The sequence below is a fragment of the Basilea psittacipulmonis DSM 24701 genome, from assembly GCF_000743945.1.
In the GTDB taxonomy this organism is placed as follows: Bacteria; Pseudomonadota; Gammaproteobacteria; order Burkholderiales; family Burkholderiaceae_B; genus Basilea; species Basilea psittacipulmonis.
The window spans coordinates 1,469,213-1,495,377 of sequence record NZ_CP009238.1 but is presented as its reverse complement, the minus strand read 5'-3'; the positions used below and the strand labels follow the sequence as shown (position 1 = coordinate 1,495,377).

Sequence of the window (26,165 nt, the reverse complement as noted above, 5' to 3'; positions counted from 1 at the left end):
TAGTGTTTTTGATGTTGGGGATGATTTTTTTAGTTCAGTTAATGACGATTTTCATGACTGGATACATTAAAAATCGCTATATTGATAACGTTGTTAACAGTTATTTGGTCACGAGTATTAATGTTATTCGTAAAGTTGCTTTGTCTGTGCCTGAAGAAGAGCGTGATAGTTCGATTCGGGAGTTGACAGGGCAGCAGTGGTATGTCTATACGCGTTCATCAGATGATGAAGCCTTGCCTTTTTATTTGGTTGATGGACAGTTAAGAAATTTTGACGATGAACTGGATTATGGTTTAAACAAAGAAGATCCAGATAATTTTATTAAGATCGCTTTTATTATCGAAGATGCACTACATTTGCCTGCTCACACAATTGGCTTGTTGAATAAACGTGTTCCTCGTATTTTTGTGCCACTTATCGTCGATGAAAATCAGCCAGTAAAAAGTTGGATTTCTATTCCCGTTGGTAATATCAGACCTCCTAATTTACAATCGATTGTGCTGGTATGGGCCATTAGTACCTTATTCTTTTTAATCTTCTCATTATGGTATGCGGTACGAATTTCACGTCCACTTCTTCAGTTAAAAATCGCTTCGGAAGCCTTTGCTGAGGGTAAATTAGCAAAAGTTGATCCGAATGGACCTGCTGAAATTTATGACTTGGGGATGAGTTTTAATCGCATGGTCAAAGCGTTAAATGAATCTGAAAATGTCAAAAGAACCATGTTATCAGGCTTACCGCATGATTTAAAAAGTCCCTTGGCAAGAATGTTGCTAAGAGTGGAAATGTGCGAAGATGAGTTTATTCGAAATGGTATGAAGAATGATATTTCAGAGATGAAAGCGATCATTGAACAGTTTATTAATTATGTTCAGGGATCGGATATTTCAAATTATCATTTTGAAAAACAAAATTTGGTTGAGTTGATCTTAGAACGTCAGGATCACTGGAATAATGTGGGTATTGAAGTTAAGTTTGACAGTGATATCGATGAGGCACTGGCTTATGTCGATATTCTGGCGATAAGTCGTGTGATTGATAATTTGATCTCTAATTCGATTAAGTATGCCCTACCTCCTGTGGAAATTAAATTGACATCCTTGCCAGAGCAATCTTCTTGGTCTATCGTGTTTTCAGATCATGGTCAAGGTATTCCAGAAGAAAGAAGGGAAGAGGCTTTGCGTGCATTCTCTAGATTAGATTCTGCACGGACATTAACAGGAAGTTCAGGTTTGGGCTTAACGTTAGCAAAATTAATTATTGAATCACATCAAGGTAGCTTAGAGTTAGGCAGTACGGATTCTGGTGCTTTGATGGTGAGTATAACACTGCCTTTTGCCGAAACATTTAAATTACAAATCCCCCCCCCCCATAAAAAATTCTTTGACCGATTAACTGATTGTTTTGTATAGGAAATTTACGATTTTTCAGTCTTTTGATCTGATTGAATAAACATATCGTAATACATATAAATAATAAAAATCGCAATAACGGGAAAGGTGCAAATTGCTAAGGTAAAGAGTGTTTTTAGTGATTGAATGGAATTGATACTTTCCCAAATGCTTAATTCACCATAGACAAAGAATGGAAAATAACAGTAAGCGATACCTGGTAGGGTCACGACAGTCAGTAGCTGTAAGATAAAAAATGGGGTTTTATAAAGAATGTGCTGCGTGATGTGCTGACGGATTTTCTCTTCACATTTTCGGATACTCACCTCAAACAAGACGAAGATAAAAAGAATGATAAACCAGTAAATAACGAAATTTTTTAAACGAGCATAAGCGATCCATTTGTTTAAAATCCCCGTATTCGCAAACACTAATGTTGTTAAAGTTAGGATGACAAATATCGCGGAAATTCGAGATAATCGTTTTGCCCAAATAATGGCTTGTAGTTGCAGAATATGTCGGTTTGATTTCAAAAGTATCCAACAAATTCCTAGCAAACCGTATATAGCGAAACTTAATAAAGCAATTAAAAATGCGATGAGTTGGTCGTTAAAGTCATCTTGGAAATTCACTACAAAAAGCCCTAATAACCAACCGTAGGCAAAAATCGTACATATCGAACCGATGCTAAATAAGGTGCTATAAAGCTTTTTAGAGTCCACACTTCTTAGCCAAAATTCATATCCTAACGTGCGGGTAATGGATCCAATCGCCACTAAAATAAGTGGATAGAAAATCATGCTTGCTAGGTAAGACCAAGCTTTTGGAAAGGCACAGATAAAAAAGATAATGGTGAACAATAACCAAAACTGATTGATCTCTCTCCAACGACTGAGCATTTTCATGACGCGTTTTTGTCCAATAAATGGGGCTAAAAAACCAAGTGCAATGTCGAACCCCTCTAAAATCATGCTCGTCAAAATCGTTAAAAATAAAATGCCATAGCATGCCAAAGGAAGCCAGAACGCAGGGTCGCTAATGGACAAATCGAGTGAAGCGGATAAGTGTTGCAGAATATTATTCATGATGATGAGATGAATGTAATAGTTCAATGCCATTTTTAGCACTGCTATACATCATGCGTCCAAAGGCAAAGGTAAGCAGTGCATAAATACTAAACCAAATAACCAGTCCCAAACTTAAAATGAAGACATTATCGCCCTCGTACAATAGTAATACATTAAGTTGGTTGGATAAGGCATAGTCAATCGCTACCGCATAAAACGTTAGCGAAATAATAAGTCCCACTAATGACGTGTAGGGAAGTAGTTGGTTTAAGACAGGAGATTGATTGTCTTTGTACTTTGGCCAATGTAACGTGAGCCAAATAATAATGGCAATCGTATATAAAAGCCCTAATATAAAAAGCAGGGTGAAAAAAGGGTGGTTTTGATAGCCCCATTGCCAGTAATTTGGGACGTTGTAATGCAAAAGTAACGATAATAAAGCAAAGGTACACCAACCAATCCAAGCAAAAATTAATGCGTTTTTTTGAACCAAGCGATTACCCTCGTGTAATGGAAAAAAGGATGAACGCCAAGTAACGGTCGTTAACATCAACAGTCCCAATGGTAACGCCCCTAATATCGCTAATAAAATGCAACTGAAAAATATATGGATATTGAACGACTGGGAAAAATCAGCTTCTTGAGGGTGAATAATCCAGTAGGTGGAAAGTAGTGTAAAGTAAACGAGAATAAAAAATAAGATAGTGGCCCCTAAGGATTGATATTTTAAAAGTTGATGTTGGAGATTGTATTTTTCGTATAAGGAAGAACGCATCAATCCTAGCTGACAAAAGATAATAATGCAGGTTGATAAACAAAGTAATACGCTTACTTGTGAAGGCATATAACTCCAAATATTTGGCCAAACCGAACTGATTTGAAGCACTACTGGAACCGCCATAGCAGTGGTCATGAGTAAAGAAATGCTTAAACAGCGATTCCATATCTGATAACTTGCAATATAAGGCTTTTCTTGGATGAAACGGGTAAATTTTAACGTGCATAGGAAAACGAGTAATAACAAGCTAATACTGAGAAAACTCGCCATAAAACCGATGCTAAAGATAACGCCTAAATGAGCAAGAAATTGAAGTGTGTTCATGATGGATCGATGCAATGATGAGACGGGTCGATAGATAGATGGGATGAACGAAGTAGATGATCAAGTGTTGCCAAACGTTCAGGAGTCCCAATATCAAACCATAATCCTTGGTACAAATGAGCCATCACTTGATGATTAGCGAGTGCTTGGTCAAATAATGGTTTTAATTTATAAGGAATCATGGGTTGGTAATGGGCAATTTTTTTGAAGAACTCGGGTTGATAAACACCGATACCACTGAATGTATATGCATTTTCAGGTGTCTTAGAACAGAGTCGATGGTCTTGTATCCCATAATCGCCTGAAGGGTGATGGGCAGGATTGTTAACGAAGATGAGCGAGGCTAAGCATTCATGACGTTTTAAATCATCACGCATTTTAAATGCCTCTTGAATAGGCCAATCCGTCCATATATCGCCATTTATCACTAAAAAAGGTTCTTGACCTAATAAAGGAAGTGCTTGGGCAATGCCGCCTGCTGTTTCTAAACCTGGATAGTGTTCATGACTGTATTCAATCGTCACTCCCCATTGTTCTCCCTTTCCCAAGGCATGGGTAATTTGCTCCCCTAACCAAGCTGTGTTAATCACAATATCTTGAATGCCATGAGCCTTTAATCGTTCGATATGCCAAACAATAAGCGGTTTATCATGGACGTTCAGTAATGGTTTAGGACAGCTGTCCGTAAGAGGTTTCATTCGTTCGCCTCTACCGGCAGCAAGAATCATCGCTTTCATAGGCGTTTAAAACGTGTATTTCACTTCTTGTTTGATGTTCTCAATACGATCAAGAATGTTAACAATTGGCTTAAATGGATGATAACGTGAGCCGACTTGACGAACATATTTGATCACACGAGGCATATGGTTAAGATATTGGTGTTTTTGATCTCTTAAAGAAAGTCGTGCAAAAACGCCTAAAATTCTTAGGTTTCGTTGTAAAGACATGTATTCGTAATTTTGGTGAAAGTCAGCAAAATTATCAGGAACTGGCAAACCAATATACTCGGCTTTTTTCCAATAACGAATCGCCCAATCGATTTGGCATTCCTCATCCCAAGTGGTTCTCGCATCCATCACAGTAGAGGCAAGATCATAGCTAACAGGCCCTAATGCACCGTCTTGATAGTCGATAATGCCAGGGTTAGGGCCATAGCGGTCCTCGTCTTCACAGAAAATAAGATTAGGAGAATGGAAGTCTCTATGTATAAATACCTTGGGTTCTTTATCGTTATAATTCGTCAAATAGTCAAAAGCATAGAACAAAGCTTCTTTCTCTTTAGGACTCAGTGTGATTTGACAATATTTATCTAAATACCACTCGTTAAACAAATCGAGTTCTTGCATAAGATGCGTTTTATCATAAACGGGGAGTCCTTTTGTGTCGGCTTTTTGCATCTCTGCCATCGCTTCAACAGCCTGTCGATAAATCGTTTGGATAAGACGATCATCTGCTCCATTAGTCACGACATCGTAGTAAGTAGGGATCCCTAAATCGGTTAACAATAAAAAACCTTGTTCAAGGTCTTGAGCGATGATTTTAGGGACATTCACGCCAGTTTTTTCTAGACGATGTGTGATATCGATAAAAGGCTCGATTTTTTCGTGTTGACTGGGTGCATCCATCACAATTAGGGAGCGATGATTTTTTTCATCTTCAATCCGATAATAGCGTCTAAAACTAGCGTCAGACGAAGCGGGTGATATACTATCGGCACAATAGCCTAGTTTTTGGATCCAATGGGTTAAATCTAAAAATCTTTGTTCTTGACTCATAGCAACAGACTTTATGCGAATTTACGGTTATGAGGTAAAATAAAACTTTATCGCCTTAATTTTAAATTTTTTTAAGGCTGTATTCTTTGATTTTACGATATTTACATGGATAAAATATATATTCGTCTTATTTCTTTGGCTATTGGATTACCATTTTGTAGCTTATATGCGATGGCCAGTGAGCCACTTGAGAGTATCAATTTATTATCAGAACAGTCTCCTAAAGATAATCAGTTGGCGAGCTATACAAAAAGCCGAGATGTGTTCTATGCCGATAATACGTTGACATTGGGCCAAAACGCTCAGGTCAGACGTGCCGATATTATTCTAAAAGGCGATAAAATCGTATATGACCAGAATAAAAATACGGCCACCTTGGTTGGGAATATCCGTGTCTTAAAAGACGGAACATTGATCACAGGCGATACGGCTGACTATCATTTTGATGAAGAATCAGGTCAGATTACGAATATCAAATATCACTTGCTAAATAATGGCGTAGGTTATGCAAAATCCGCTGTTCTAAAAGACAATAACATCATCGTCTTTGATGATGCCGTGTATTCAGCCTGCCCATGCGAAGATCAGGTGTGGCAGGTACGTTCTAAAGTGTTGAAAGTAAATGATGCCAAAAATAGTGTTCAAGCTCGAGATGCCACACTTTACATCAAAGGAACCCCCGTGTTTTGGTTCCCTTATTTGTCTTATGTATTAAGAAAAGAAAAAACAACGGGTTTTCTAGCCCCCATGATCAGCATTACGTCACGTAGTGGTTTGGATTTGAGCGTGCCTTATTTTATTAATTTGGCACCGAACTATGATCTAACTTTAACGCCGAGAATCTTAACGAAACACGGTGCCTTATTGGAAACCGAAGCACGTTATTTGACGACGACGGGAAATGGTCAGATTGGATGGAGTTATATGCCTCGCGATACGCAGTTGCACCAATCTCGCTGGTCTTGGAATTATCGTCATCACCAACGATTAGGCCAGATCGATGACTTCAAAATTAGCATGGATGTGGATTGGAACGCCGTGTCGGATGATGATTACTACCGTGATTTCAGACGAGGTGTCATTGATTTAGGCGATACGATCTACTTAAATCGTTCCATCTCTTTGAATGCCGATGATGGAAATTATTGGACAGCAAAGCTTACCCTCCAAAAATACCAAGTGTTGCAAGATCAGACATCTGATACGGTTTATGGACAATATGAACGCTTGCCTGAATTTACCCTAAAAGGTAAACGTTATGACTGGTATGGATTTGATGTATCCACAGAAAATAGCATCACGCGGTTTGAGTTTCCAAAATATTTTGGCGATAAGCTACCATGGACCCAATACACAGGCGGACACCGTGCTCCAGACGGCACTCGCTACATGAGTTATACTCGCGTGTCTTATCCGATTAGAAAGGCAGGCTGGTACATCATTCCAGAAGTGGGGTTACATGCGACACGTTATGAAACGAATTGGTATCAGCAGTACCTTAATACATGGCGACAAGTTTACCCGAATGTGAATTACCCGATTTCTAGCCAATCAGGTCGAAATCGTGCCACCGTTAATCGTGTATTACCCATCTTTAGTTTGGACAGTGGGATGATTTTTAGAAGAAAAACCAGTTTATTTGGTCAGCCTAGTATCCAAACATTAGAACCAAGGGTTTATTTGGTGAGTATTCCTTATCGCGATCAATCGGATATTCCCGTGTACGATACCAGTTTATCTGAGTTTAGTATGGGATCTGTGTTTAAGCCTAATCGCTATACAGGATGGGATCGCATTAACACAGGTAATATCGTCACCGTGGGCTTGAGTTCTCGCTGGTACGATGAAGATTCGGGCAAACAGCGATTGGCACTACAATTAGCACAGCGTTATTATTTGAATGAAAAACGTGTGTGGTTGCCAGGAGAAGACCCTGATAATTATGGACGTTCTGATATGTTGGTGAATGCTGAGGTTGCGTTGACCAATACATTAGATCTTGAACTGGGCGGTCAGGTCAGCTCAAAACAATACCAAAATATTGCTACAATGGCGAGTATTCGATGGATGCCTAAACGATTAACATCATTTTCACTCAGTTATCGTTATAAACGCGATCCATTAAGTTATATGCCTAATCCTAATTATTCTGATTCGACAGGTAAAGAAACCGTGGGGATGGCGTTTCAGTGGCCATTTACTAAAAATCTTTATGCAGTCGGACGTTTGGATTATGCGATTCGTGAAAAACGATTATCACAGTCTATTCTAGGGATAGAATATAAGGGTAATTGTTGTTGGGCAGGTAGAATTGTGTTGCAGCGTTATGCGGTAGGGAAAAATGCCCAAAACTCTGCGATTTACCTGCAATTAGAACTTCAAGGGTTAGGTTCATTAGGTACTAATCCTGTTGAGGTTTTACGTAAGAGTATTCCAGGATACGAAGCGGTTAATCCAGAAAATGAACTTAACTCAAAGTATGAAAGGTATGAATGATGCGTTCTCATATTAAAAAAATTTTATTAGTGTCTGCTTTATTGCCGACAATGGCTTTTTCGGCGACGCCTATCGATCGCGTGGTCGCCGTTGTTAACAGCCAAATTATTACCGAAACACAGTTAAACCAACGTTTAGCAACTTTGCGTATTAATCATTCGAACCTACGACAAAAAGAAGATGTGTTAAACGCTTTGATTAATGAACAGTTATTGACGCAGCGTGCTGACCAATACGGTATCGAAGTTACCCCTCAACAGTTATCTGCCGCGTTGACCGATACGGCTATGCGTAACAATATGAATTTGGATCAGTTAAGAGTGGCGGTCCAAAGAGAAGGGCTAAGATGGGATGATTATATTGAGAATTTCAGAACAGAACTTCGTATGCAGATGTTACGCCAAGCGATCGTCCAAAATGAAGTTGTGGTCGATGAAGTAGATGTTGATGGATTCTTAAAAGAACATCCTTTGGGATTACTTGATCATCAGATTAAACCAATAGATGTGACACAGCCTTATTTTGTGCCAAAGGCGATTCATTTGCAACAGATTTTTTTACCGTTACCAGAGCATCCTAGCCCTGAACAGATTAAAAAAATCAGTGATACGATTCAACAAATCTACAAAAGTTTATCTCAAGGCGTAGATTTTGCCTCATTGGCACTTCGATACTCGGCTGCTCAGAATGCCTCAGCGGGTGGAGACCTAGGGTTGAGATTGTTAGAAGATTGGCCTCAGCTTTTTATTGATGCTACTCAGAACGTCCCTGACGGTGGTGTATCAAGACCGATTGAAGCTCCTAATGGTATTCATATTCTACGTGTTGTTGAAAGACGTGGGGTGGTGAAACACAGAAAACAATCGATTAGTACGCAAGAATCTGAACTGGCTAAACAGCTGAAATCAGGTAAACCCATTATGATGCAACGCTTTGAAACGCAGCTTATTCGCGTGGTGGCAACGCCTGTACTCACACCAGATTTAGCGAAAGCTAAGATTCAAGAGGCTTATAAGGAATTGCAATCAGGTGCTGATTTTAATACCGTCGCTAGAAAATACTCGGATGATAATTCAGCACCTTTAGGGGGTGATGTGGGTTGGTTGACGGAAACGGATACCTCGCCTGTGATGTTAAAAGCGTTACATGAAACAGCGATAGGCACTTATAGCAAGCCTTTTATTGCCAATAATGCTTTGTACATTGTTAAAGTCAATGCAAAAGATGCTCAAGATATTACGAATATTGTCCGTCGTAACCTCGCACGTAACAATATTTACGAGGAAAGAGCTCAAGCGGCATTGGAAAACTTTTATGCACAGATTCGTGCCGGTGCTTATATTGACAACAAGTTGAGTAAATAAAATGGCTCATCAGGCAAGAAAACGCTTTGGCCAACATTTCTTATCTGACCAAAGCGTAATCGATGAAATTGTGGGGGTGATTGCCCCCCTTTCTACTGATCGTATGGTGGAAATTGGTCCAGGTCTTTCCGCTTTGACCGCTCCTTTGCTTCATCGCTTAAATCATTTACAAGTAGTAGAAATTGACAGAGATTTGGCTAAACGACTTAGAAATACGTATCCTCCAGAAAAATTAACTGTGCATGAAATCGATGCCTTAGAATTTGATTTTTCTTTATGCGGGCATCCATTAAGAATTGTTGGAAATTTACCGTATAATATTTCAACGCCTTTGTTATTTCATTTAATGAATGTGGCTCATTTGGTCGTTGACCAGCATTTTATGCTACAGAAAGAAGTGATAGATAGAATGGTGGCTCAGCCTGGTTCGAGTGCATATGGACGTTTGTCTGTGATGCTACAGGAACGGTATAAGATGTTTTCTTTGTTTGATGTGCCACCCGAGGCGTTTAATCCTCCTCCTAAGGTGATGTCATCAATCGTTCGGATGATTCCATTACCTAATGATAGACCCCAAGCTCGATCTTATGAAACATTTTCGCGAATGGTATTAGAAGCGTTTAGCCAAAAACGCAAGATGTTAAGACGTAGTTTACAAGCGTATCAGATCGATTGGGATGTAGTAGGTATTTCGGAAACGGCTCGTCCGGAAGAGTTGTCAGTGACGGATTTTATTAAATTATCTGATTATTGTTTTGATAGGGAAAGTAAATGAAACTTTTAAAATACGGAACAGGTGTGGTGGTGTTGGCTTTGGCGGTCAACACGGGGTTAATCTATGTAAATGGACAGAAGATTAATGAACAAGTCACTCACTTAGATGAACTGTTTAAGGAAAAGGGATTTCCTTTTAGCCTACGTGTAAGTGAAAACGGTTTCTTTAAGAAGGTAGTAGAATTATCGAATGTTCAGGATGGTAGCAAAAGTGCTTTTAATGTCTATCCAGGCCCTTATCCTTATTTAAAACTCCACAAAACAGGGTTGGTGCCTGTTGTGGCTTATGGTGAGTTTAAAGAAGAGGCTTCTAGAGATTCATCTGTTCAACTTTCAGTTGATGAACAGAATAGTGAATTTTGGACCTATTATTCAGGGGTAACTGATCTAAAAGGTTTTGCAAAAAATATCCGCATGAGTGTGGATGGTAAGTATCAGGTAAATATCGATAAAGGTAATTTAGACCTGACGTTTGATAAAGAAAAAGTGCATCATCTTTCTTATGTGATGGACGGTACAAAATTCGTTGATAATACGACAGGTACGCTACTTTCTATTGGTGCTTCGCATTTTGGTTTGAATGATTTGTATTTGCCTAAGAACTTGGATAATGAGAAAGAGGTGGTTAACACGATTCTTCAATCATTAAAGTACCAGATGACATTTAAAGATGTGAATGTTGATTCCAAAATGTTTCAATTCTCTTTGAAAGCCAAAGAATGGAACTTCTCACAGAAAATGGATATAAAACCAGTAACGGGACAAGGTGAGTTATTGGGTAGAGCGACGGTATCAGGGGATGCATTAATTGATGATTTGAATATTAATGGCGTGAATATCGGCAAAAAACTTTATGCTCAATATGACTCCAAAAATGTACCCGTGCTAGATGAGGGTGACAAGATTTTCGCTTATATCCAGCCAGACCAACCTATGCAAATGGAATTTAAGAAGCTTGAATTGGAATCGGCGGATGGATTTAAAACGAATCTAAGCGGTCACGCGAGTTTCAAATACAATGATAATCCTCGTGCTGATATAGAGGATACGGTAGATAGCTTCTCTGTGAAAGGGGATGTGGATTTGAGATCATGGATTTCAGTGGCTGAAAACATTGACAAAGCCCTTCATCAGAATGATTTTGCAGAGGTTAAATTTACATTACCAGTGTATGCAGGATTGTTAAGTTCATTCGGCGTGGTAGAACCTCAGGATGAGAATGAACCATTGAATTTGAAGATTGATGTATCAGGCGATAGTCAGAAAATCAAGTTCACTAATGGTAAAGAATATACTTACCCTGAATTAAACCAAGCAGTTGGTGCGATGATGGGTGGGGCCCCAGGTCCTGTTCTAGACAATTCATCTGAACGTGGCGACTATATCCCAGAATCTGATGATTTGCCTGAACGTGGCGATTTTCCTGACTCTCCAGATGAGTTATCAGGACACGATACTCATTAATACATTTTTTGATTGAAAAGATACCGATCTTGGCTTGTTGGGTTGAGATCGGTTTTTTTCATATGGCTTTGCGTGAGTATCCTTTTGAAATCTATCTCGTATAAAATGGATACTTTGATTTAAATAGCATAAATAGGATGACGATGCTTACTTTCCAACAATTGATTTTAAAACTACAGAATTATTGGAGTGAACAAGGTTGTGCCTTATTACAACCTTATGATATGGAAGTGGGAGCGGGTACTTCTCATACCGCTACTTTTTTACGTGCGATTGGACCTGAGCCTTGGCATGTAGCGTATGTACAGCCTTCTAGACGACCTAAAGACGGGCGTTATGGCGAAAATCCGAACCGTTTGCAACATTATTATCAGTTCCAAGTGGTATTAAAACCAGCACCAGAAAACATTATCGATTTGTATATTGGATCCTTGCAGGCTATTGGTATCAATCCGCAAGAACATGATATTCGCTTTGTGGAAGATGACTGGGAGAACCCGACTTTGGGTGCTTGGGGGCTAGGTTGGGAAGTGTGGTTAAACGGTATGGAAGTGACCCAATTTACTTATTTCCAGCAAGTGGGTGGTTTGGATTGTTCCATTACCACTGGCGAGATTACCTATGGTTTAGAACGTTTGGCGATGTACTTACAGAATGTCGAAAGTGTCTATGATATTGTTTGGACGGTAAGACCAAATGGTGAAAAAATTTATTATCGTGATGTTTATCACCAAAATGAAGTAGAACAATCTACCTATAATTTTGAATACGCGAATACAGAGGTGTTGTTCCAACATTTTGCAGATTATGAACAAGAAGCGAAAAAGATGATGGAAGTTCCTTTGGCTTTGCCTGCTTATGAATTGGTATTAAAAGCCGCTCATACCTTTAACTTATTAGATGCTCGTGGTGCGATTAGTGTGACGGAACGTGCGGCCTATATTGGGCGAATCCGCCAATTATCGCGTGCTGTTGCCCAATGCTATTATGAGTCGAGAGAAGCACTTGGGTTCCCCATGTTAAAAGACTAATGGAGTAGGTAATGAAAGAAGAAACATTATTAGTAGAGTTGTTTACAGAAGAGTTGCCTCCCAAAGCATTGAAAAAATTAGGCACATCTTTTGCAACACAAATAAAAGAAAGTTTGACTGGTTTAGGATTGTTATCAAGCTCTTCTAAAGTGACAGAGTACGCAACGCCTAGACGTTTGGCAGTTAGCCTTACATCCGTGATGGCCCAAGCAGAAGATAAGCCGTTTAAAGAAAAATTAATGCCTGCTAAAGTGGGCTTAAATGCTGATGGTACGGCAAGTGAAGCCTTATTGAAAAAATTAGCCGCAAAAAATTTATCGCATTTGAACGTGAAAGATTTGATCGTTGAATCCGATGGAAAACAAGATTATTTGATGGCAGCAGGCATCGCAACGGGAGCAAAACTAGAAAACGTATTGCAAGAGGTTGTTGAACAAGCGATTGCTAAGTTACCGATTCCGAAAGTGATGCGTTACCAGTTAGCCGATGGTAAAACAAGTGTTAAGTTTGTACGCCCTGTTCATGGTGTGGTGGCTTTATATGGTTTGGCCGTGTTGCCTTTAACTTTGTTAGGTATCCAATCTAGCCGAACCGTACACGGTCATCGTTTCCTATCTCAAGAACCGATTAGTCTGGATCATGCGAATGATTATGCGAATGCTTTAGAACGAACTTATGTTATCGCCTCTTTTGATGAGCGTCAGGCGATGATTCTCAAGCAACTAAATGAACAAGCAAAACGTTTGAATTTAACGATTGGTGAGGGTCCTGAGGTTCAAGCTTTATTGGATGAAGTGACGGCTTTGGTGGAGTATCCAGCAGTTTATGTAGGCAAATTTGATGAAAGATTTTTGCAAGTGCCTGCTGAATGCTTGATTTTAACGATGCGTTTGAATCAGAAATATTTTCCTTTGTTTAAACAAGATGGCGCATTAAGTCATCAGTTTTTAATCGTCAGTAATATGCCGATTTCTGATCCGCATCATATTATCGAGGGTAATGAACGTGTGGTACGTCCTCGTTTAGCCGATGCAGAGTTTTTCTTTACTACCGATCGTAAGATTAAGTTAATCGATCGTTTGGATTCATTAAAGTCCATTGTCTATCATAACCAATTAGGAACACAGTTTGAACGTGTTCAGCGTTTAGAAGCGATATCGCTAGGATTGGCTAAGTTGTTCGGTGCGGATGAATCTTTGGCCAAACGTGCCGCCTTACTGTCTAAATCAGATTTAACGTCTAATATGGTGGGCGAATTTCCAGAGTTGCAAGGCGTGATAGGTGCTTATTACGCCAAATATGATGGAGAATCTGAATCTGTTGTGAAAGCCTTAGCTCAACAATACGCGGTACGTTATGATGTGGAAGTCGAACCTAATGATTTAACATCTGCTATTTTATTTATGGCTGAACGTTTGGAAACCTTAATCGGTATCTGGGGAATTGGCTTAGCACCGACAGGTGAAAGAGATCCATTTGGTTTAAGAAGAGCTGCATTAGGCTTGATTAGCGTGATTGAAAAATTGTCTTTCTTAAAAGACCGTGTGGACTTGAGAAAGATGCTACAGATCGCACGCGATACGTTTACTCAATCGTTATTGGAATCAGTGGTCGATGACGTAAATGCCTTTATTTTAGAACGTTACAGAAACCAGTTAAATCAAAGCTACGATCGACTAGATGTGGATGCTGTCTTAACGGTGAACCCACCGATTTTGGAAGTGGAATCTAGGGTTAAGGCCATTGCAACGTTTGTTAAATTGCCAGAAGCAGAGAGTTTGATTGCGGCGAATAAACGCATGACGAATTTGCTCAAAAAGGTTGAGGATACATTACCAACCGTTGACCCTCACTTATTTGAACAAGAGGCTGAAAAGAATTTGTTTGAATGGGTAGTGAAGTTAACACCGATAGCTCAAGACGCGGTGAACAAGCAAGATTATGAAACAGCGTTGAAGACATTGGCCAATAGCAAGGCTGCGGTGGATGAATTCTTTGATAAGGTAATGGTGATGGCTGATGATGAGAAAGTCAGACTCAATCGTTTGTCTTTATTGCAATCATTACATCAGTTGATGAATTTAGTAGCCGATATTTCTAGGTTAGCAAAATGAAATTAATCGTTTTGGATAGAGATGGTGTGATTAATGTTGATCGTCTAGATTATGTGAAAACAGTGGATGAATGGGAGCCTTTGCTAGGTAGCTTAGAAGCCATTGCTGCACTGTCTCGTCATGATTGGAAAATCAGTATTGCCACTAACCAATCGGGCATTGGTAGAGGTTATTATGGCTTAGAAGATTTTCTGGCGATGAATGAAAAAATGAATCAACTACTGACTCCATTAGGTGGTAAGGTAGATAGTATTTTCTTTTGTCCCCATGTTCCTGAAGATCATTGTGCGTGTCGAAAACCGCTTCCTGGCATGCTGTTAGATATTATTAAACGATATGAGATCGATCCCTCAAATGTTCCTATGGTGGGAGACTCTTTGAGGGATTTACAGGCTGCGGTTGCGGGGGGATTTGTTCCTTATTTGGTGAAAACAGGAAATGGGCTTAAAACGATGAATGATCCCGATTTACCTAAGGAAACGAAAGTATTTGACGACTTGGCAAGTATTGCAAAAACATTATTGGCAAATGAGGCGTAAGGGTGTTGATTTATATTCGTTCTATTTTATATGCGATTTTTGGCCTGTTGAGCATGGTCATTTACGGTATTTTATGCCTATTATCATGTTTAATTCCCATTGGCTTTAAAAGACGCTATCGCTTTATGGTGGTATGGCCCAGAATGATGATTTGGGGAGCCAAATGGATCGTGGGCATTAACTATGTCATCAAAGGTAGGGAGCATATTCCTGATGAACCGGTTATTGTATGTAGTAAACATCAATCTATGTATGAAACCTTGTTTTTTCCTTGGTTTATGCCCAATCCAGTTTGTTATGTTCATAAAAAAGTATTGAACCAAATTCCTATTTTTGGTTGGGCGTTTTCGCGTCTAAAACATATTCCTATCGATCGTTCAAAACCCACAGAAGCGATTCGTCAGCTGGTTGAAATCGGTGCTGAGCGTGTTAAAGAACATCGTGATCCCGTTATTTTTCCTGAGGGAACGCGTGTCGCTCCTGGCGAAAAAGGTCGTTATCAACAAGGTGCGGCAAGAATGGCCTTAGCCAGTGGTGCGAATATTCTACCCGTTGCGTTGAATGCAGGTTTGTGCTGGAAGAAAAAAGCGGTCATTCTTAAACCTGGCACGATTACGATTTCTTTTGGCCCAGTTATTCAAACGGCAGGCAGAAATCATCAAGAGATTATGAAAGAAGTCGAAGATTGGATAGAACAGGAACAAAAGGTTCTTAATCCAGAATTATATGAATAAGTCATATCAAGTTCAAACGCGACATGGCATTTTTGCGTATCATTTAATTCGTTCTCGTCGAAAGACCTTAGCATTACATATCCATCAGGGACAATTAATCGTGAAAGCACCATTGTCCCTGTCACGAGAATATATCGAACAATTTATCAAACAAAAATCAGATTGGATCGCCACACAGTTTTACGAATTCTCACAACGTGCTTCACCTTTGATGAAGTTGGTTTGGCAAGATCAAGCGAATATTCCTTATCTTGGAAAACAGTTGCGACTTCATGTAAGCCCCGATTTTGCTTGGCCTTATGAATATGTGGATGCCAATGGTCAAACAAAACTTGATAAATTTTCTCCTCAAGAGGGGGATACATTACGTATTAAAGCCCCTGTTCACGCATCTTCTAAAGAAATTGGATACTTGTGTGAACAATGGTATAAAGGCATGGCGGCTTCTTTTTTAAATGCTTTTTTACATGATTTTTGTCGTCAACATGATATTTATTTTACTAAGTTTGTTTTAACGCAAGCCAAGAGTCGATGGGGATCTTGTAGTAGTCGCGGGGTGATCCGATTGCATTGGCAGTTGATTTTTTATGATGTATTTTTGATTCAATATGTCGTGGCCCATGAAGTTGCACATTTACAAGAAATGAATCATAGTCCTGCTTTTTGGAAACGTGTCAAAACCTTAATGCCAAACTACGAGAAAGCACATGAGACCTTAAAAAAGCTGTCGATTTTGGAGATGTGATGGACGCTTAATAGTCGTTCGTCATGATGCGTTTTTGGTGTCGTTCCTAAGTGATTTTTTTGTCTATCTAGCGTGCGTGCTAATATTCTTTAACCTAAATCGTTGTGAAACGTTTCTGTCTTTTTCTCTAAGCTATTTAACTGAAATAAAACGTGCTTGTTTTTAGGGCGGTTGAATAACAGGCTAAGAAAACTTTGTGAACAGTAAGAGGGAGGTAGTAAAGAAATAGCCGATTACAGTGAAATTATTGAGGGTTGAAAGCCTGTCAATCTGTAGCGGAAATGATGAATTTATATGTTTAAAGCGGTAAAAAAGGTAAAATAAGAAAGTTTTATTTTCAGTGAGAATAACATTGGACAAATCAAAACGTAACCAAACAATTATTTGGGTGGCAGTGGGCATGGTATGTGCCTTTTTGTTTTACATTCTGTCTCCCGTTTTGGCACCTTTTATGTTAGGGGTGGCTATCGCTTATGTATTAGCTCCAGTGGTGCAGTATTTGGTCATGATGAAAATTCCCCGTCCTGTGGCCGTGGGGTTTTCGGTGTTATTGCTCATTTTGATCATACTGGGCATTATCCTCGTGGTATTCCCTCTCTTGCGAAGAGAGTTATTGTTGGTGATCACGCGAATTCCTTATTGGGTCCAACTATATAATACGAATTTTGCTGCACAGGTTGGATCCTTTATGGGGGTTGATGCGAGCATTGAATTATCTGCGATTCGTTCCTTTGTACAAGATGCCGTGATGGGAACGAATAATATGACTAACTCGGTGTTTGAATATGTATTGGATAGCAGTACGGTGGTGATTACCGTTGTGATTACTATTTTATTATCGCCAATTGTCGCTATTTACCTTCTTTTAGATTGGCAGGGATTTATTGCAAGAACAAGAGATTTGATCCCCAGACGTTTTTTAAATTCTGCCCAAAGTCTATTAAGTGATATTGATAGCTTGCTATCTAGCTATTTGCGTGGGCAGTTACTCGTCATGGTGATTTTGGCTTTTTATTACAGTATTGGTTTGACGATTGCAGGATTTGATAGTGCGATACCGATTGGTATTTTGACAGGTATGCTGGTCTTTATTCCTTATGTGGGGATTGGGATTGGTTTAACGTTAGCGATTTTAACGGCATTGCTTCAGTTCGGTGACTATTATGGATTACTGGCAGTCGCGATTATTTACGGTGTCGGACAGGTGCTAGAGGGTATGGTGTTAACGCCAAATATCATGGGTAATCGTATTGGTCTGCACCCGTTATTTATTATTTTTTCAGTGTTTATTTTTGGTAAGTTATTTGGTTTTTTCGGTGTCTTGTTAGCCTTACCATTGTGTGCCACTGCGTCGGTTTTAGTAAGAAGAGTTTATGCCTCTTACCGCAGTAGTACTTTTTATACGGATGAGCAATGATTCAAGGCATTTTAGATATTCAGTCCAATATTGAACCTAGCTTTGATAATTTTGTGGTGGGCAAAAATGTTGATCTCATCTACCAGATTCAGCAGTTGAAATTGGGTCAAATGGTTTATATCTGGGGTGAAAAAGGATCAGGTAAAACACATTTACTTAAAGCGATTATTCATTCATTTGATGGTCGATATATCGATGCACAGAAAGAGCAAGTACCGAATTTTCAAGGCGAACACCCTCATTTGGTGGGTATTGACAATATCCAAAGCTTGGATCGCGAAAGTCAAGAACATCTGTTTTATTTGATCAATGAATGGCGAGAAAGTCAAATACAATCTAATGCTTTTTGTTTGCTGATGACGGGCGATCATTCTCCTTTTGGTCTGAGTCATTTACGAGAAGATTTGCGTAATCGATTGTCGTGGGATCAAATATGGAAATTAGAGCATTTGAGTGAACATGATTTAATGAACTTATTTATCGAGCGTGCGTCTAATAAAGGGATGTCATGCTCACCCCAAACCGTGCTTTGGTTGTTTAAGAATTATGCTAGCAATGCCAGTAGTATGATGGATTTGTTGGCCGCATTAGATAATTACACCTTATCGAAACATAGACAGTTATCAATTCCTTTAATAAAAGAGTTTTTGGAGCATAAAGATGATGCGTAGATTAGCTTTATTTGATCTGGACCACACTTTATTACCGATAGATTCCGATCATGAGTGGATAGAATTTTTGATTCATAAAGGATGTGTGTCTGATCCCAAAGCATTAAGGGAAGCTGCCGATGAAATGTTTAGACGCTATAAAGCGGGTGTTTTAAAGGTTGAAGATTCTATTGCGGTGATGTTAAGTGTTTTAAAGGATCATCGTTTAGCACGTTTAGCAGAGTTTCACGAACAATATATGGCTGAAGTGATTCGCCCCAAGATTACCCAGCCCGCTTTAGACCTAGTAAATCGACATTTAGAACTGGGTGATTTATGTTGTTTAGTCAGTGCGACGAATACTTTTGTGATTTCGCCCATCGCTCGAGCGTTTGGATTTCAACATATTATTGGTACCGATCCTGAAATTATTAATGGACGTTATACTGGAAAAGCAGTGGGTACGCCTAGTTATCGAGAAGGTAAAATCGTACGCGTGCATGAATGGCTAGCATCCATGAATAAGAAAATAGAGGACTTTGAAGAAAGTTGGTTTTATAGTGATTCTATCAATGATATTTTCTTGTTGGAGCAGGTGACTTATCCTGTTTGTACCAATCCTGATGATCAGTTAAGGAAAGTCGCACAAGAACGTCATTGGCATATTTTGGATTTATTTGAAAAAGAATAAAGTATAGAACATCATGATTCCAAAAAAGATATTGAAGAAAGCATTAAGATGTTTTTTGCCTGAGAAAGCAGTTTGTTACCCTAAAGGCAAATATCAAATTGATAAAGATGCGGTGTCTAAAAATGCGATCGAGGTGTGTCGTGTTTTACAAAAGAACGGTTATCAAGCGTACATTGTAGGTGGTGCAGTAAGGGATTTGATTTTAGGTCGTGTGCCGAAAGATTTTGATGTAGCAACGGATGCGACACCGAATAAGATTAAACAACTTTTTAAAAGAGTGTATATCGTGGGTCGTCGTTTTAAATTGGCTCACGTGGTGTTTTCCAAAGAGATTATTGAGACGACGACATTTAGAGCGAAACCCGATGATGGCGCGACCAATGCTCAAGGCAGAATTCTAAACGATAATGTATTTGGTACGATAGAAGAGGATGCGGCACGTCGCGATTTAACCATCAATGCCTTGTATTACGACCCGATTAACGAACAAATCATTGACTATCACGATGGTTTTGATGATATTAAATCCAAAACTATTAGAATGATTGGAGATGCTGAAAAACGTTATCGTGAAGATCCTGTGCGAATGTTAAGAGTCGCCAGATTTGCCAGTAAACTGGATTTTAAAATTGCCCCGAAAACCTTAGATCCTATTTCTAAAATGACGAGTCTGCTAGACGAGATTCCAGTTTCTCGTTTGTACGATGAAAGTATCAAGGTCTTGGTTTGTGGAAGTGCTACTCGCTGTATTGCTTTATTACGTAAACTTAATTTGCAAAAAGCCTTATTTCCTTTCTTGGAAGAGGTGTTGAAAATTGAACATGCCAAAAATTTGGTAGAGATGATATTACAAAGGACGGACGAACGTCTAAAACTTGGTAAAACAGTCAGTCCTAGCTTTCTATTTGGAAGTTTGTTATGGCCTTTGGTTTATAAACGTTACCAAGAAAATTTAAACCATCATATGCCTGCGATGGTAGCCATTGAATCTGCAGTAACCGACATTTTGCAATATCTGAAAGTTCCTCTACAAAGACGACAAACGGCTGAGATACGCGAGATGTGGATCTTGCAAATCAGAATGGAAAACGTTCGTTCCCAAAAACAAATATGGACGATTTCTGAATCGCATCGATTTAGAGCCGCTGTTGATTTTATGGAAATTAGAGCGATGAATCATGAGATCGATGCGAAGATTGCCCAATGGTGGCATACCTTGGCCAATAGCCCTCGTGCTGTGGTAGCAGAAATGGTTCAAAATGCCATCATTATTAATCGTCAACAAGCGAATAAAAAACGTAAACGAAAAAGAAAACCCAAAAAACGTTCAGAACAAAAACAAGATAATTTAACGAATGCCTAGAAAACCGCTTGAAACCTGCGTTTTAGGTGATTGGAAGTTGAGTGTGAGTGACTAAAATGAAAGACAGAAAAAAATCGTATATCGCTTTAGGGGCAAATTTAGGTAATCCTGAGCAAACATTACATCAAGCCATTCATGTGATGAGTCAAACACCGGGTATTGTGGTGAATAAAATATCAAGTTTTTATCAAACTGCTCCAATCGATTCAAAGGGTGATGATTATATTAATGCGGTGGTTGAAATATATACTACGCTAAGTCCAATGGATTTATTACAGACATTACAAAAAATTGAATTGGATTTTGGACGCGAACGACCGTATAAAAATGCACCTCGAACATTGGATCTGGATGTTTTATTGTATGAGGGCTATCAGTCTCAGGATGCGATATTAACCATCCCGCATCCCCGAATGTATGAACGAGCGTTTGTATTAGTGCCACTAAAAGAAATCGCTACTCAAGAAGTCAGTGATGAAATGTTATCGGCGGTTTCAGAACAAAGCATTTTTCGTCTTTCAGAATCGTGAGTTAACCGAAAAGACATCTCAAACACGTCCACTATATACCTGTATGTCTGAAAACCTGCATGACAGCGGGCATACCTAAGGTTAAATCTCACCAAACTAATAGTGCTTAGAGCAATGATTATTCAAGAACATTGGTCTAAATAAGCACCCATCACGAATATACCTGTATGTCTGAAAACATGCATGATAGCGGTATATCTAAGGTTAAATCTCACCAAACTAATAGTGCTTAGAGCAATGATTATTCAAGAACATTAATCTAAATAACCACCCATTACCATATACCTGTATGTCTGAAAACCTGTATGACAGCGGTATATCTAGTGTCTAAAATTCTTTGTTATCCGAATTTAAAAGGTGATGAACTTGCTGAACAACGGATGACACCACATCTGGCGATAAACAATCGATAATATGTCGATCTTTATAAGAACGTAACCAAGTCATTTGTCTTTTTGCTAAATGTCGAGTGGCGATAATTCCTAATTCTCGAGCATATTCAAGTGAATACTCTTGATTGAGATAACCCCATATTTGTCGATAACCCACGCAACGGATCGAGGGGAGATCGGCATTTAAATCTCCTCTTTGCCATAATGCTTGTACTTCATCTAAAAAGCCCATTTCAAGCATTTGATCAAATCGTTTTTCAATGCGTTGATGAAGAAGGCCTCTATCACTAGGTTCTAGACTGATAAGTTGATATTGATGCGTTGATTTTTTTTCTTTTCCTAATAAAGAAGACATGGGTTTACCCGTCAACAGACAGACTTCTATTGCTCGTTGGATTCTTTGGCTATCATTAGGAGATAAACGTGCAGCAGTAATCGGATCCAAGGATTCAAGCTGTTTATGAACATAGGCCCATCCTTGCTCTAAGGCTGTATCGGTAATGGTTTTTCTGATCGCTTGATTGGCTTCAGGTAAATCATCAATACCATCTTTGAGTGCTTTGTAATACATCATTGTCCCACCCACTAAGATGGGAATATGGCCACGGTTCTGGATTTCAGTGATTAATGTCTCACAGTCTTGTACGAATGCTGCGACACTATAACTTTCACTTGGATCTTTAATATCCAGCAAATGTTGGGGACATTGTCTTTGCTCATCTTGACTGGGTTTGGCCGTCCCAATATCCATTTGACGATAAATGGTTGCAGAATCTACATTGATAATCTCAATGGGATAATAGTCTTTGAGTGCTAAAACACTGGCACTTTTGCCAGCAGCCGTGGGCCCAGTAATGCAAATAATCGAAGACATAATTATTGTCCTCGCATAAATAATTTGTCCAGTTCTTTCATGCTTAATGAGAACCAAGTAGGACGGCCGTGATTACATTGATCAGCACGTTCTGTTTCTTCCATCTGACGAAGTATGGCATTCATTTCATTTAAAGAAATATGATGGTTAGCTCGGAAAGAACCGTGGCAAGCCATCGTAGCAAGTAGTTCATTTCTTTTTTCGGTGATCAAAGAACTGTGTTCATAGTGTTCCAGATCTTGTAAAACATCTTTGACCATGGAAACGATGTCGCCATCAGCTAACACGCTTGGTACAGCACGAACGGCAATTGATTTAGGTCCTGTCACACTTAAATCAAGTCCCAGCTTATTCAAGGTTTCTTGATAACTATCAATTAAGGCAACGTCTTTCTCACTACAATCAATCGCGATAGGAACTAATAAATGTTGTACAGCAAACGCTTGTTGTTCACTTTGTTTTTTCAGACGTTCATAATTGATTCTTTCGTGGGCTGCGTGCATATCCACCACAATTAAACCCTCTTTATTTTGGGCAAGAATATAAATGCCATGTAACTGTCCAATGGCCATTCCCAATGAAAATCCATCCTCTTGAAAAGTCTGCTGTTCATGATTGGCAGGGTGAGAGGGAGGAGGCGAGGACGGTGTTATCGGTGCATAAGCCTTTTGCCAAAGTTCTTTGAAATCTAAGTTGTTTGAAGACATTGGCTTATATTCTGTCTGGGTAGTAGATGGATAGTTGGTTTGAGCGACAGATGATTGCAGACGCATGGTGCTGTGTTCGCGGTGAGAAGCTGTATCCTGTGCCACTGTTGCGATATGAGGAGCATGAATACTTTCTTTTTTCTGTGCTAAAACCTGCGTTAAAGCTTTTGCCACGAATTGATGAACAATACCCGTATCTCTGAATCTGACTTCATGCTTAGCAGGATGAACATTCACATCTACCTGAGTGGGGTCAATAGTTAGATACAACACATAAGAAGGTTGTCTATCGCCATGTAATACATCTGCATACGCTGTTTTAATGGCATGGCTGATGGTTCTATCTTTAACATATCGACCATTAATGTAAAGAAACTGTTTGTCACTTCGACTTTTAGCGGCGGCAGGTAACGTAATCATTCCCTCTAAAGAAATTTTAGGGTGTGTTTGTGAAAACGATACGCACGCATCGATAAAGGCTTTGCCGAGTACATCCTCAATTCGTTTGGTGATATCAGCGGCCATCCATTGACGATAAATTTTATCGTTATGAAACAAAGAAAAGCTAATGTGAGGGTAGGCCAAAGCAATGCGTTCGAGGGTCGCTACACAATGTCCAAATTCAGTTTGTTCCGATTTTAAAAACTTTCTTCTGGCTGGAATGCAATCAAATAATTGTTTGACATCAATGGAGGTGCCTGTTTGGTGAGCAGCGGGCAAGATCTGTGCATCGTGTATTTGCCAACCGTGTTCATCAGTGGCTGTTTTGGATATTAAGGTCATGTTAGCAACTGCATGAATAGAAGCAAGTGCTTCACCTCGAAATCCCATTGAACTTACTTTTTCCAGTTCTTCGAGACTGCTAATTTTACTGGTCGCATGCCGTTGAAGGGCAAGATGAAGCTCGTTCTTGGGAATGCCTGAACCATTATCCTTAACGAGTATGCGACGAATACCGCCTCCATCAAGACGTATTTCAATATGTGTTGCCCCTGCATCAATCGAATTTTCTAATAATTCTTTTAGAATGGAGGCGGGACGTTCAATCACTTCTCCTGCGGCGATTTGACTAATAAGTTTATCGGGTAATGCTTTGATGGCTGTCATGATTAACCTCTTTTCATAATAGCAGGATTGGTCGCTAGATAATCTTTAATACCTTTTAATATCGCCGATGCAATGAGTTTTTGATTTTTGGTATTTCTTAAAAATAACTCTTCTTTTGGATTGGATAAGAAAGCTGTTTCAACGAGTATTGATGGCGTTTGGGGGGATTTAAGAACCGCGAAATTAGCTTGTTCTACACGGCGACTTTGAATACCATTTAATTTACCTAATGAAGACAATACTTTTTTTCCAAGTACTTTTGAATCGGCTACTTGCAAAGAGGTAGCCAGATCTAATAAGTTCGCTTTGGTGCTTTTATCCACATTACCCACACTAATTCCCCCAATAACATCAGCACCATTTTCTTTTTTTGCTAACCATCTTGCTGATGTGCTAGACGCTCCTTTAGTCGATAGGGTGAATACAGAAGTTCCTCTAGCGGTTCGGTTGATAAAGGCATCCGCATGAATGGAAATAAATAAGTCTGCTTTCACGCGTTGAGCTTTTTGGACACGAATATGTAAGGGTACAAAATAGTCTTTTTCTCGTGTTAAATAGGGACGTAAATTTTTTTCTTTATTCATGAGCTGACGCAGGTATTGTGCGATATTCAGCACGATGTCTTTTTCTTTTGTACCACGTTTTCCAATCGCACCTGGGTCTTCGCCACCATGTCCTGGATCGATAGCAATCGTCAATGTCGAGGTTTTAGAGGTGCTTTTGGAAGCAGACGTAGCCGTTTTAGATTGGACGATTGGTTTAGGTGCGTACTGTCCTTTTACCATAGGAACATTGGAATCGGGCTTTATATCTTTAGCACTTTCTGCGATAAGATCGGCGATGTAATCATGATCTTCGATCGTATTTGGACTATCAAAAGCAGCTAATTGTTCGGCAAAATCAGCAATCGGGTCAACGGCATTGATTGGATACAGATCGATAATCGTACGGTATTTATATTTTGCATTCGGTTCTGTATAAATGACTTGTGGTAATACGATTTCTTGTTTTAGATCGAGTACCAATCTGACTGTGGTGGGATTGTATTGTCCGACTCTTACCCCTTTGATATAAGGGTCGTTGGGTTTGAGTTTAGAGACGATTGAGTTTAACGTTGCATCAATTTTAGTGTTAGGTAAATCGATAACTAAACGATTGGGGTGACTCAGGAGTAAAACTTTTGCATTCAGTTTTTCATTTAATTCTAGCGTTAATCGAGTGTATTCAGAAGCGGGCCAAATACGCACATCAATAAAGGTTTTTTTCTGTGTTTTGGCAAAACCTGTCTGTGCGGTGAGGCTTAATGCACCAAAAAAGATTTGTTGACAAAATAATCGTCTTGTTTTGTTGGGTTCTGAAAAACCTAAATCATCGCTTTGAGCCATGTTGCTCCTTGTTGAGTTTGGGTGGATAAAGTGAGCAAACGCCCTTGGTTTAAATATTCAAAGTGTATTTCTAAATCAGGTTTGGGTAAGCGATGACCTGCTTTTTCTGGCCATTCGATTAATGATAGATTAGAGGCAGCGATATCGTCTTGAAAACCTGCTTCTAACCACTCATCTTCTGAATCGAAACGATAAAAGTCAAAGTGAGATAAGGTTAGATCATCGATGTAATAAGGCTCAGATAAAGCATATGTTGGACTTTTGATCCGACCTTTTATACCACAAGCCTGTAAAAAAGCACGTGTAAAAAAAGTTTTTCCCGCACCTAAATCACCTTTTAAAAAAATGACGGCATGCGTATTAGGTAAGTCAGGTAAGAGAACACGAGCGAGTTTTGTCGCAAACTGTTGGCTGGCTAATTCATTTTCTAATATCACTTTCATGCGGTATGCT

General features: G+C 39.3%; 23 protein-coding genes. 15 read left to right on the top strand and 8 right to left on the bottom strand.

Annotated elements, in window-relative coordinates; genetic code table 11:
* Positions 1–53 precede the first annotated feature (53 nt).
* On the top strand, positions 54–1,412 hold the full coding sequence (locus IX83_RS06305; RefSeq protein ID WP_158332742.1) for an ATP-binding protein: 1,359 nt from the start codon (positions 54–56) through the stop codon (positions 1,410–1,412).
* A gap of 5 nt (positions 1,413–1,417) precedes the next feature.
* Here IX83_RS06305 and IX83_RS06300 read toward each other — a convergent pair whose 3' ends face one another.
* From IX83_RS06300 to IX83_RS06285, 4 genes are read right to left on the bottom strand one after another with little or no spacing between them, the layout of a single operon-like run.
* On the bottom strand, positions 1,418–2,509 hold the full coding sequence (locus tag IX83_RS06300; protein ID WP_077315855.1) for a cytochrome d ubiquinol oxidase subunit II: 1,092 nt from the start codon (positions 2,507–2,509) through the stop codon (positions 1,418–1,420).
* Complete coding sequence (locus tag IX83_RS06295; RefSeq protein WP_038500414.1) at positions 2,469–3,560, bottom strand: hypothetical protein; 1,092 nt, start codon at positions 3,558–3,560, stop codon at positions 2,469–2,471. The genes IX83_RS06300 and IX83_RS06295 overlap by 41 nt, the downstream gene beginning before the upstream one ends.
* Positions 3,557–4,297, bottom strand: a complete 741-nt coding sequence (murU, locus tag IX83_RS06290) for an N-acetylmuramate alpha-1-phosphate uridylyltransferase MurU (RefSeq protein WP_051919427.1) — start codon at positions 4,295–4,297, stop codon at positions 3,557–3,559. Before murU ends, IX83_RS06295 begins: the two co-directional genes overlap by 4 nt.
* Before the next feature lie 6 nt (positions 4,298–4,303).
* The gene (locus IX83_RS06285) at positions 4,304–5,335 is read right to left on the bottom strand and encodes an aminoglycoside phosphotransferase family protein (RefSeq protein ID WP_038500411.1); all 1,032 of its coding nucleotides are present in this window, start codon (positions 5,333–5,335) and stop codon (positions 4,304–4,306) included.
* 105 nt (positions 5,336–5,440) lie between these two features.
* Between IX83_RS06285 and IX83_RS06280 the strand changes: the two genes are divergently transcribed.
* The 14 genes from IX83_RS06280 to folK all read left to right on the top strand — a co-directional run bounded on the left by IX83_RS06280 (position 5,441) and on the right by folK (position 21,247).
* The gene (locus IX83_RS06280; protein ID WP_038500408.1) at positions 5,441–7,831 is read left to right on the top strand and encodes an LPS-assembly protein LptD; all 2,391 of its coding nucleotides are present in this window, start codon (positions 5,441–5,443) and stop codon (positions 7,829–7,831) included.
* Positions 7,828–9,195, top strand: coding sequence for a peptidylprolyl isomerase (locus tag IX83_RS06275; protein WP_038500405.1), 1,368 nt, complete (start codon positions 7,828–7,830; stop codon positions 9,193–9,195). Before IX83_RS06280 ends, IX83_RS06275 begins: the two co-directional genes overlap by 4 nt.
* A 1-nt stretch (position 9,196) precedes the next feature.
* Positions 9,197–9,970 (top strand): 16S rRNA (adenine(1518)-N(6)/adenine(1519)-N(6))-dimethyltransferase RsmA, encoded by a 774-nt coding sequence (rsmA, locus tag IX83_RS06270; protein WP_038500403.1) that lies wholly within the window; start codon positions 9,197–9,199, stop codon positions 9,968–9,970.
* Positions 9,967–11,433: a YdgA family protein gene (locus IX83_RS06265; protein WP_038500400.1), complete on the top strand. Its 1,467-nt coding sequence runs from the start codon at positions 9,967–9,969 to the stop codon at positions 11,431–11,433. Before rsmA ends, IX83_RS06265 begins: the two co-directional genes overlap by 4 nt.
* Positions 11,434–11,576: 143 nt before the next feature.
* Entirely contained in the window at positions 11,577–12,464 is an 888-nt protein-coding gene (gene glyQ / locus IX83_RS06260) for a glycine--tRNA ligase subunit alpha (RefSeq protein WP_038501705.1), read from the top strand.
* Positions 12,465–12,475: 11 nt separating this feature from the next.
* Positions 12,476–14,578: a glycine--tRNA ligase subunit beta gene (gene glyS, locus IX83_RS06255; protein ID WP_038500397.1), complete on the top strand. Its 2,103-nt coding sequence runs from the start codon at positions 12,476–12,478 to the stop codon at positions 14,576–14,578.
* Positions 14,575–15,117, top strand: coding sequence for a D-glycero-beta-D-manno-heptose 1,7-bisphosphate 7-phosphatase (gmhB, locus tag IX83_RS06250; RefSeq protein WP_038500394.1), 543 nt, complete (start codon positions 14,575–14,577; stop codon positions 15,115–15,117). Before glyS ends, gmhB begins: the two co-directional genes overlap by 4 nt.
* 2 nt (positions 15,118–15,119) lie before the next feature.
* Positions 15,120–15,851, top strand: coding sequence for a lysophospholipid acyltransferase family protein (locus IX83_RS06245; protein ID WP_236620602.1), 732 nt, complete (start codon positions 15,120–15,122; stop codon positions 15,849–15,851).
* Positions 15,844–16,596, top strand: coding sequence for a M48 family metallopeptidase (locus IX83_RS06240; protein ID WP_038500391.1), 753 nt, complete (start codon positions 15,844–15,846; stop codon positions 16,594–16,596). Before IX83_RS06245 ends, IX83_RS06240 begins: the two co-directional genes overlap by 8 nt.
* Positions 16,597–16,948: 352 nt before the next feature.
* Entirely contained in the window at positions 16,949–18,013 is a 1,065-nt protein-coding gene (locus IX83_RS06235; protein WP_051919424.1) for an AI-2E family transporter, read from the top strand.
* Positions 18,010–18,684: an HdaA/DnaA family protein gene (locus IX83_RS06230; protein ID WP_038500383.1), complete on the top strand. Its 675-nt coding sequence runs from the start codon at positions 18,010–18,012 to the stop codon at positions 18,682–18,684. The genes IX83_RS06235 and IX83_RS06230 overlap by 4 nt, the downstream gene beginning before the upstream one ends.
* On the top strand, positions 18,674–19,354 hold the full coding sequence (locus tag IX83_RS06225; RefSeq protein ID WP_038500380.1) for an HAD family hydrolase: 681 nt from the start codon (positions 18,674–18,676) through the stop codon (positions 19,352–19,354). Before IX83_RS06230 ends, IX83_RS06225 begins: the two co-directional genes overlap by 11 nt.
* Positions 19,355–19,367: 13 nt before the next feature.
* Complete coding sequence (gene pcnB, locus IX83_RS06220) at positions 19,368–20,717, top strand: polynucleotide adenylyltransferase PcnB (protein WP_051919422.1); 1,350 nt, start codon at positions 19,368–19,370, stop codon at positions 20,715–20,717.
* Between the two features lie 56 nt (positions 20,718–20,773).
* On the top strand, positions 20,774–21,247 hold the full coding sequence (gene folK / locus IX83_RS06215; RefSeq protein WP_038500377.1) for a 2-amino-4-hydroxy-6-hydroxymethyldihydropteridine diphosphokinase: 474 nt from the start codon (positions 20,774–20,776) through the stop codon (positions 21,245–21,247).
* 327 nt (positions 21,248–21,574) lie between these two features.
* On the opposite strand, the gene miaA is transcribed toward folK, so the two are convergent.
* From miaA to tsaE, 4 genes are read right to left on the bottom strand one after another with little or no spacing between them, the layout of a single operon-like run.
* Entirely contained in the window at positions 21,575–22,513 is a 939-nt protein-coding gene (gene miaA, locus IX83_RS06210) for a tRNA (adenosine(37)-N6)-dimethylallyltransferase MiaA (RefSeq protein WP_038500375.1), read from the bottom strand.
* Between the two features lie 2 nt (positions 22,514–22,515).
* A complete protein-coding gene (gene mutL, locus IX83_RS06205) occupies positions 22,516–24,327 on the bottom strand; it encodes a DNA mismatch repair endonuclease MutL (protein ID WP_038500372.1) in 1,812 nt (603 codons plus the stop codon).
* Positions 24,328–24,329: 2 nt separating this feature from the next.
* Entirely contained in the window at positions 24,330–25,712 is a 1,383-nt protein-coding gene (locus IX83_RS06200) for an N-acetylmuramoyl-L-alanine amidase (protein ID WP_077315856.1), read from the bottom strand.
* The gene (tsaE, locus tag IX83_RS06195) at positions 25,691–26,155 is read right to left on the bottom strand and encodes a tRNA (adenosine(37)-N6)-threonylcarbamoyltransferase complex ATPase subunit type 1 TsaE (protein ID WP_038500369.1); all 465 of its coding nucleotides are present in this window, start codon (positions 26,153–26,155) and stop codon (positions 25,691–25,693) included. Before tsaE ends, IX83_RS06200 begins: the two co-directional genes overlap by 22 nt.
* Between the last annotated feature and the right edge of the window lie 10 nt (positions 26,156–26,165).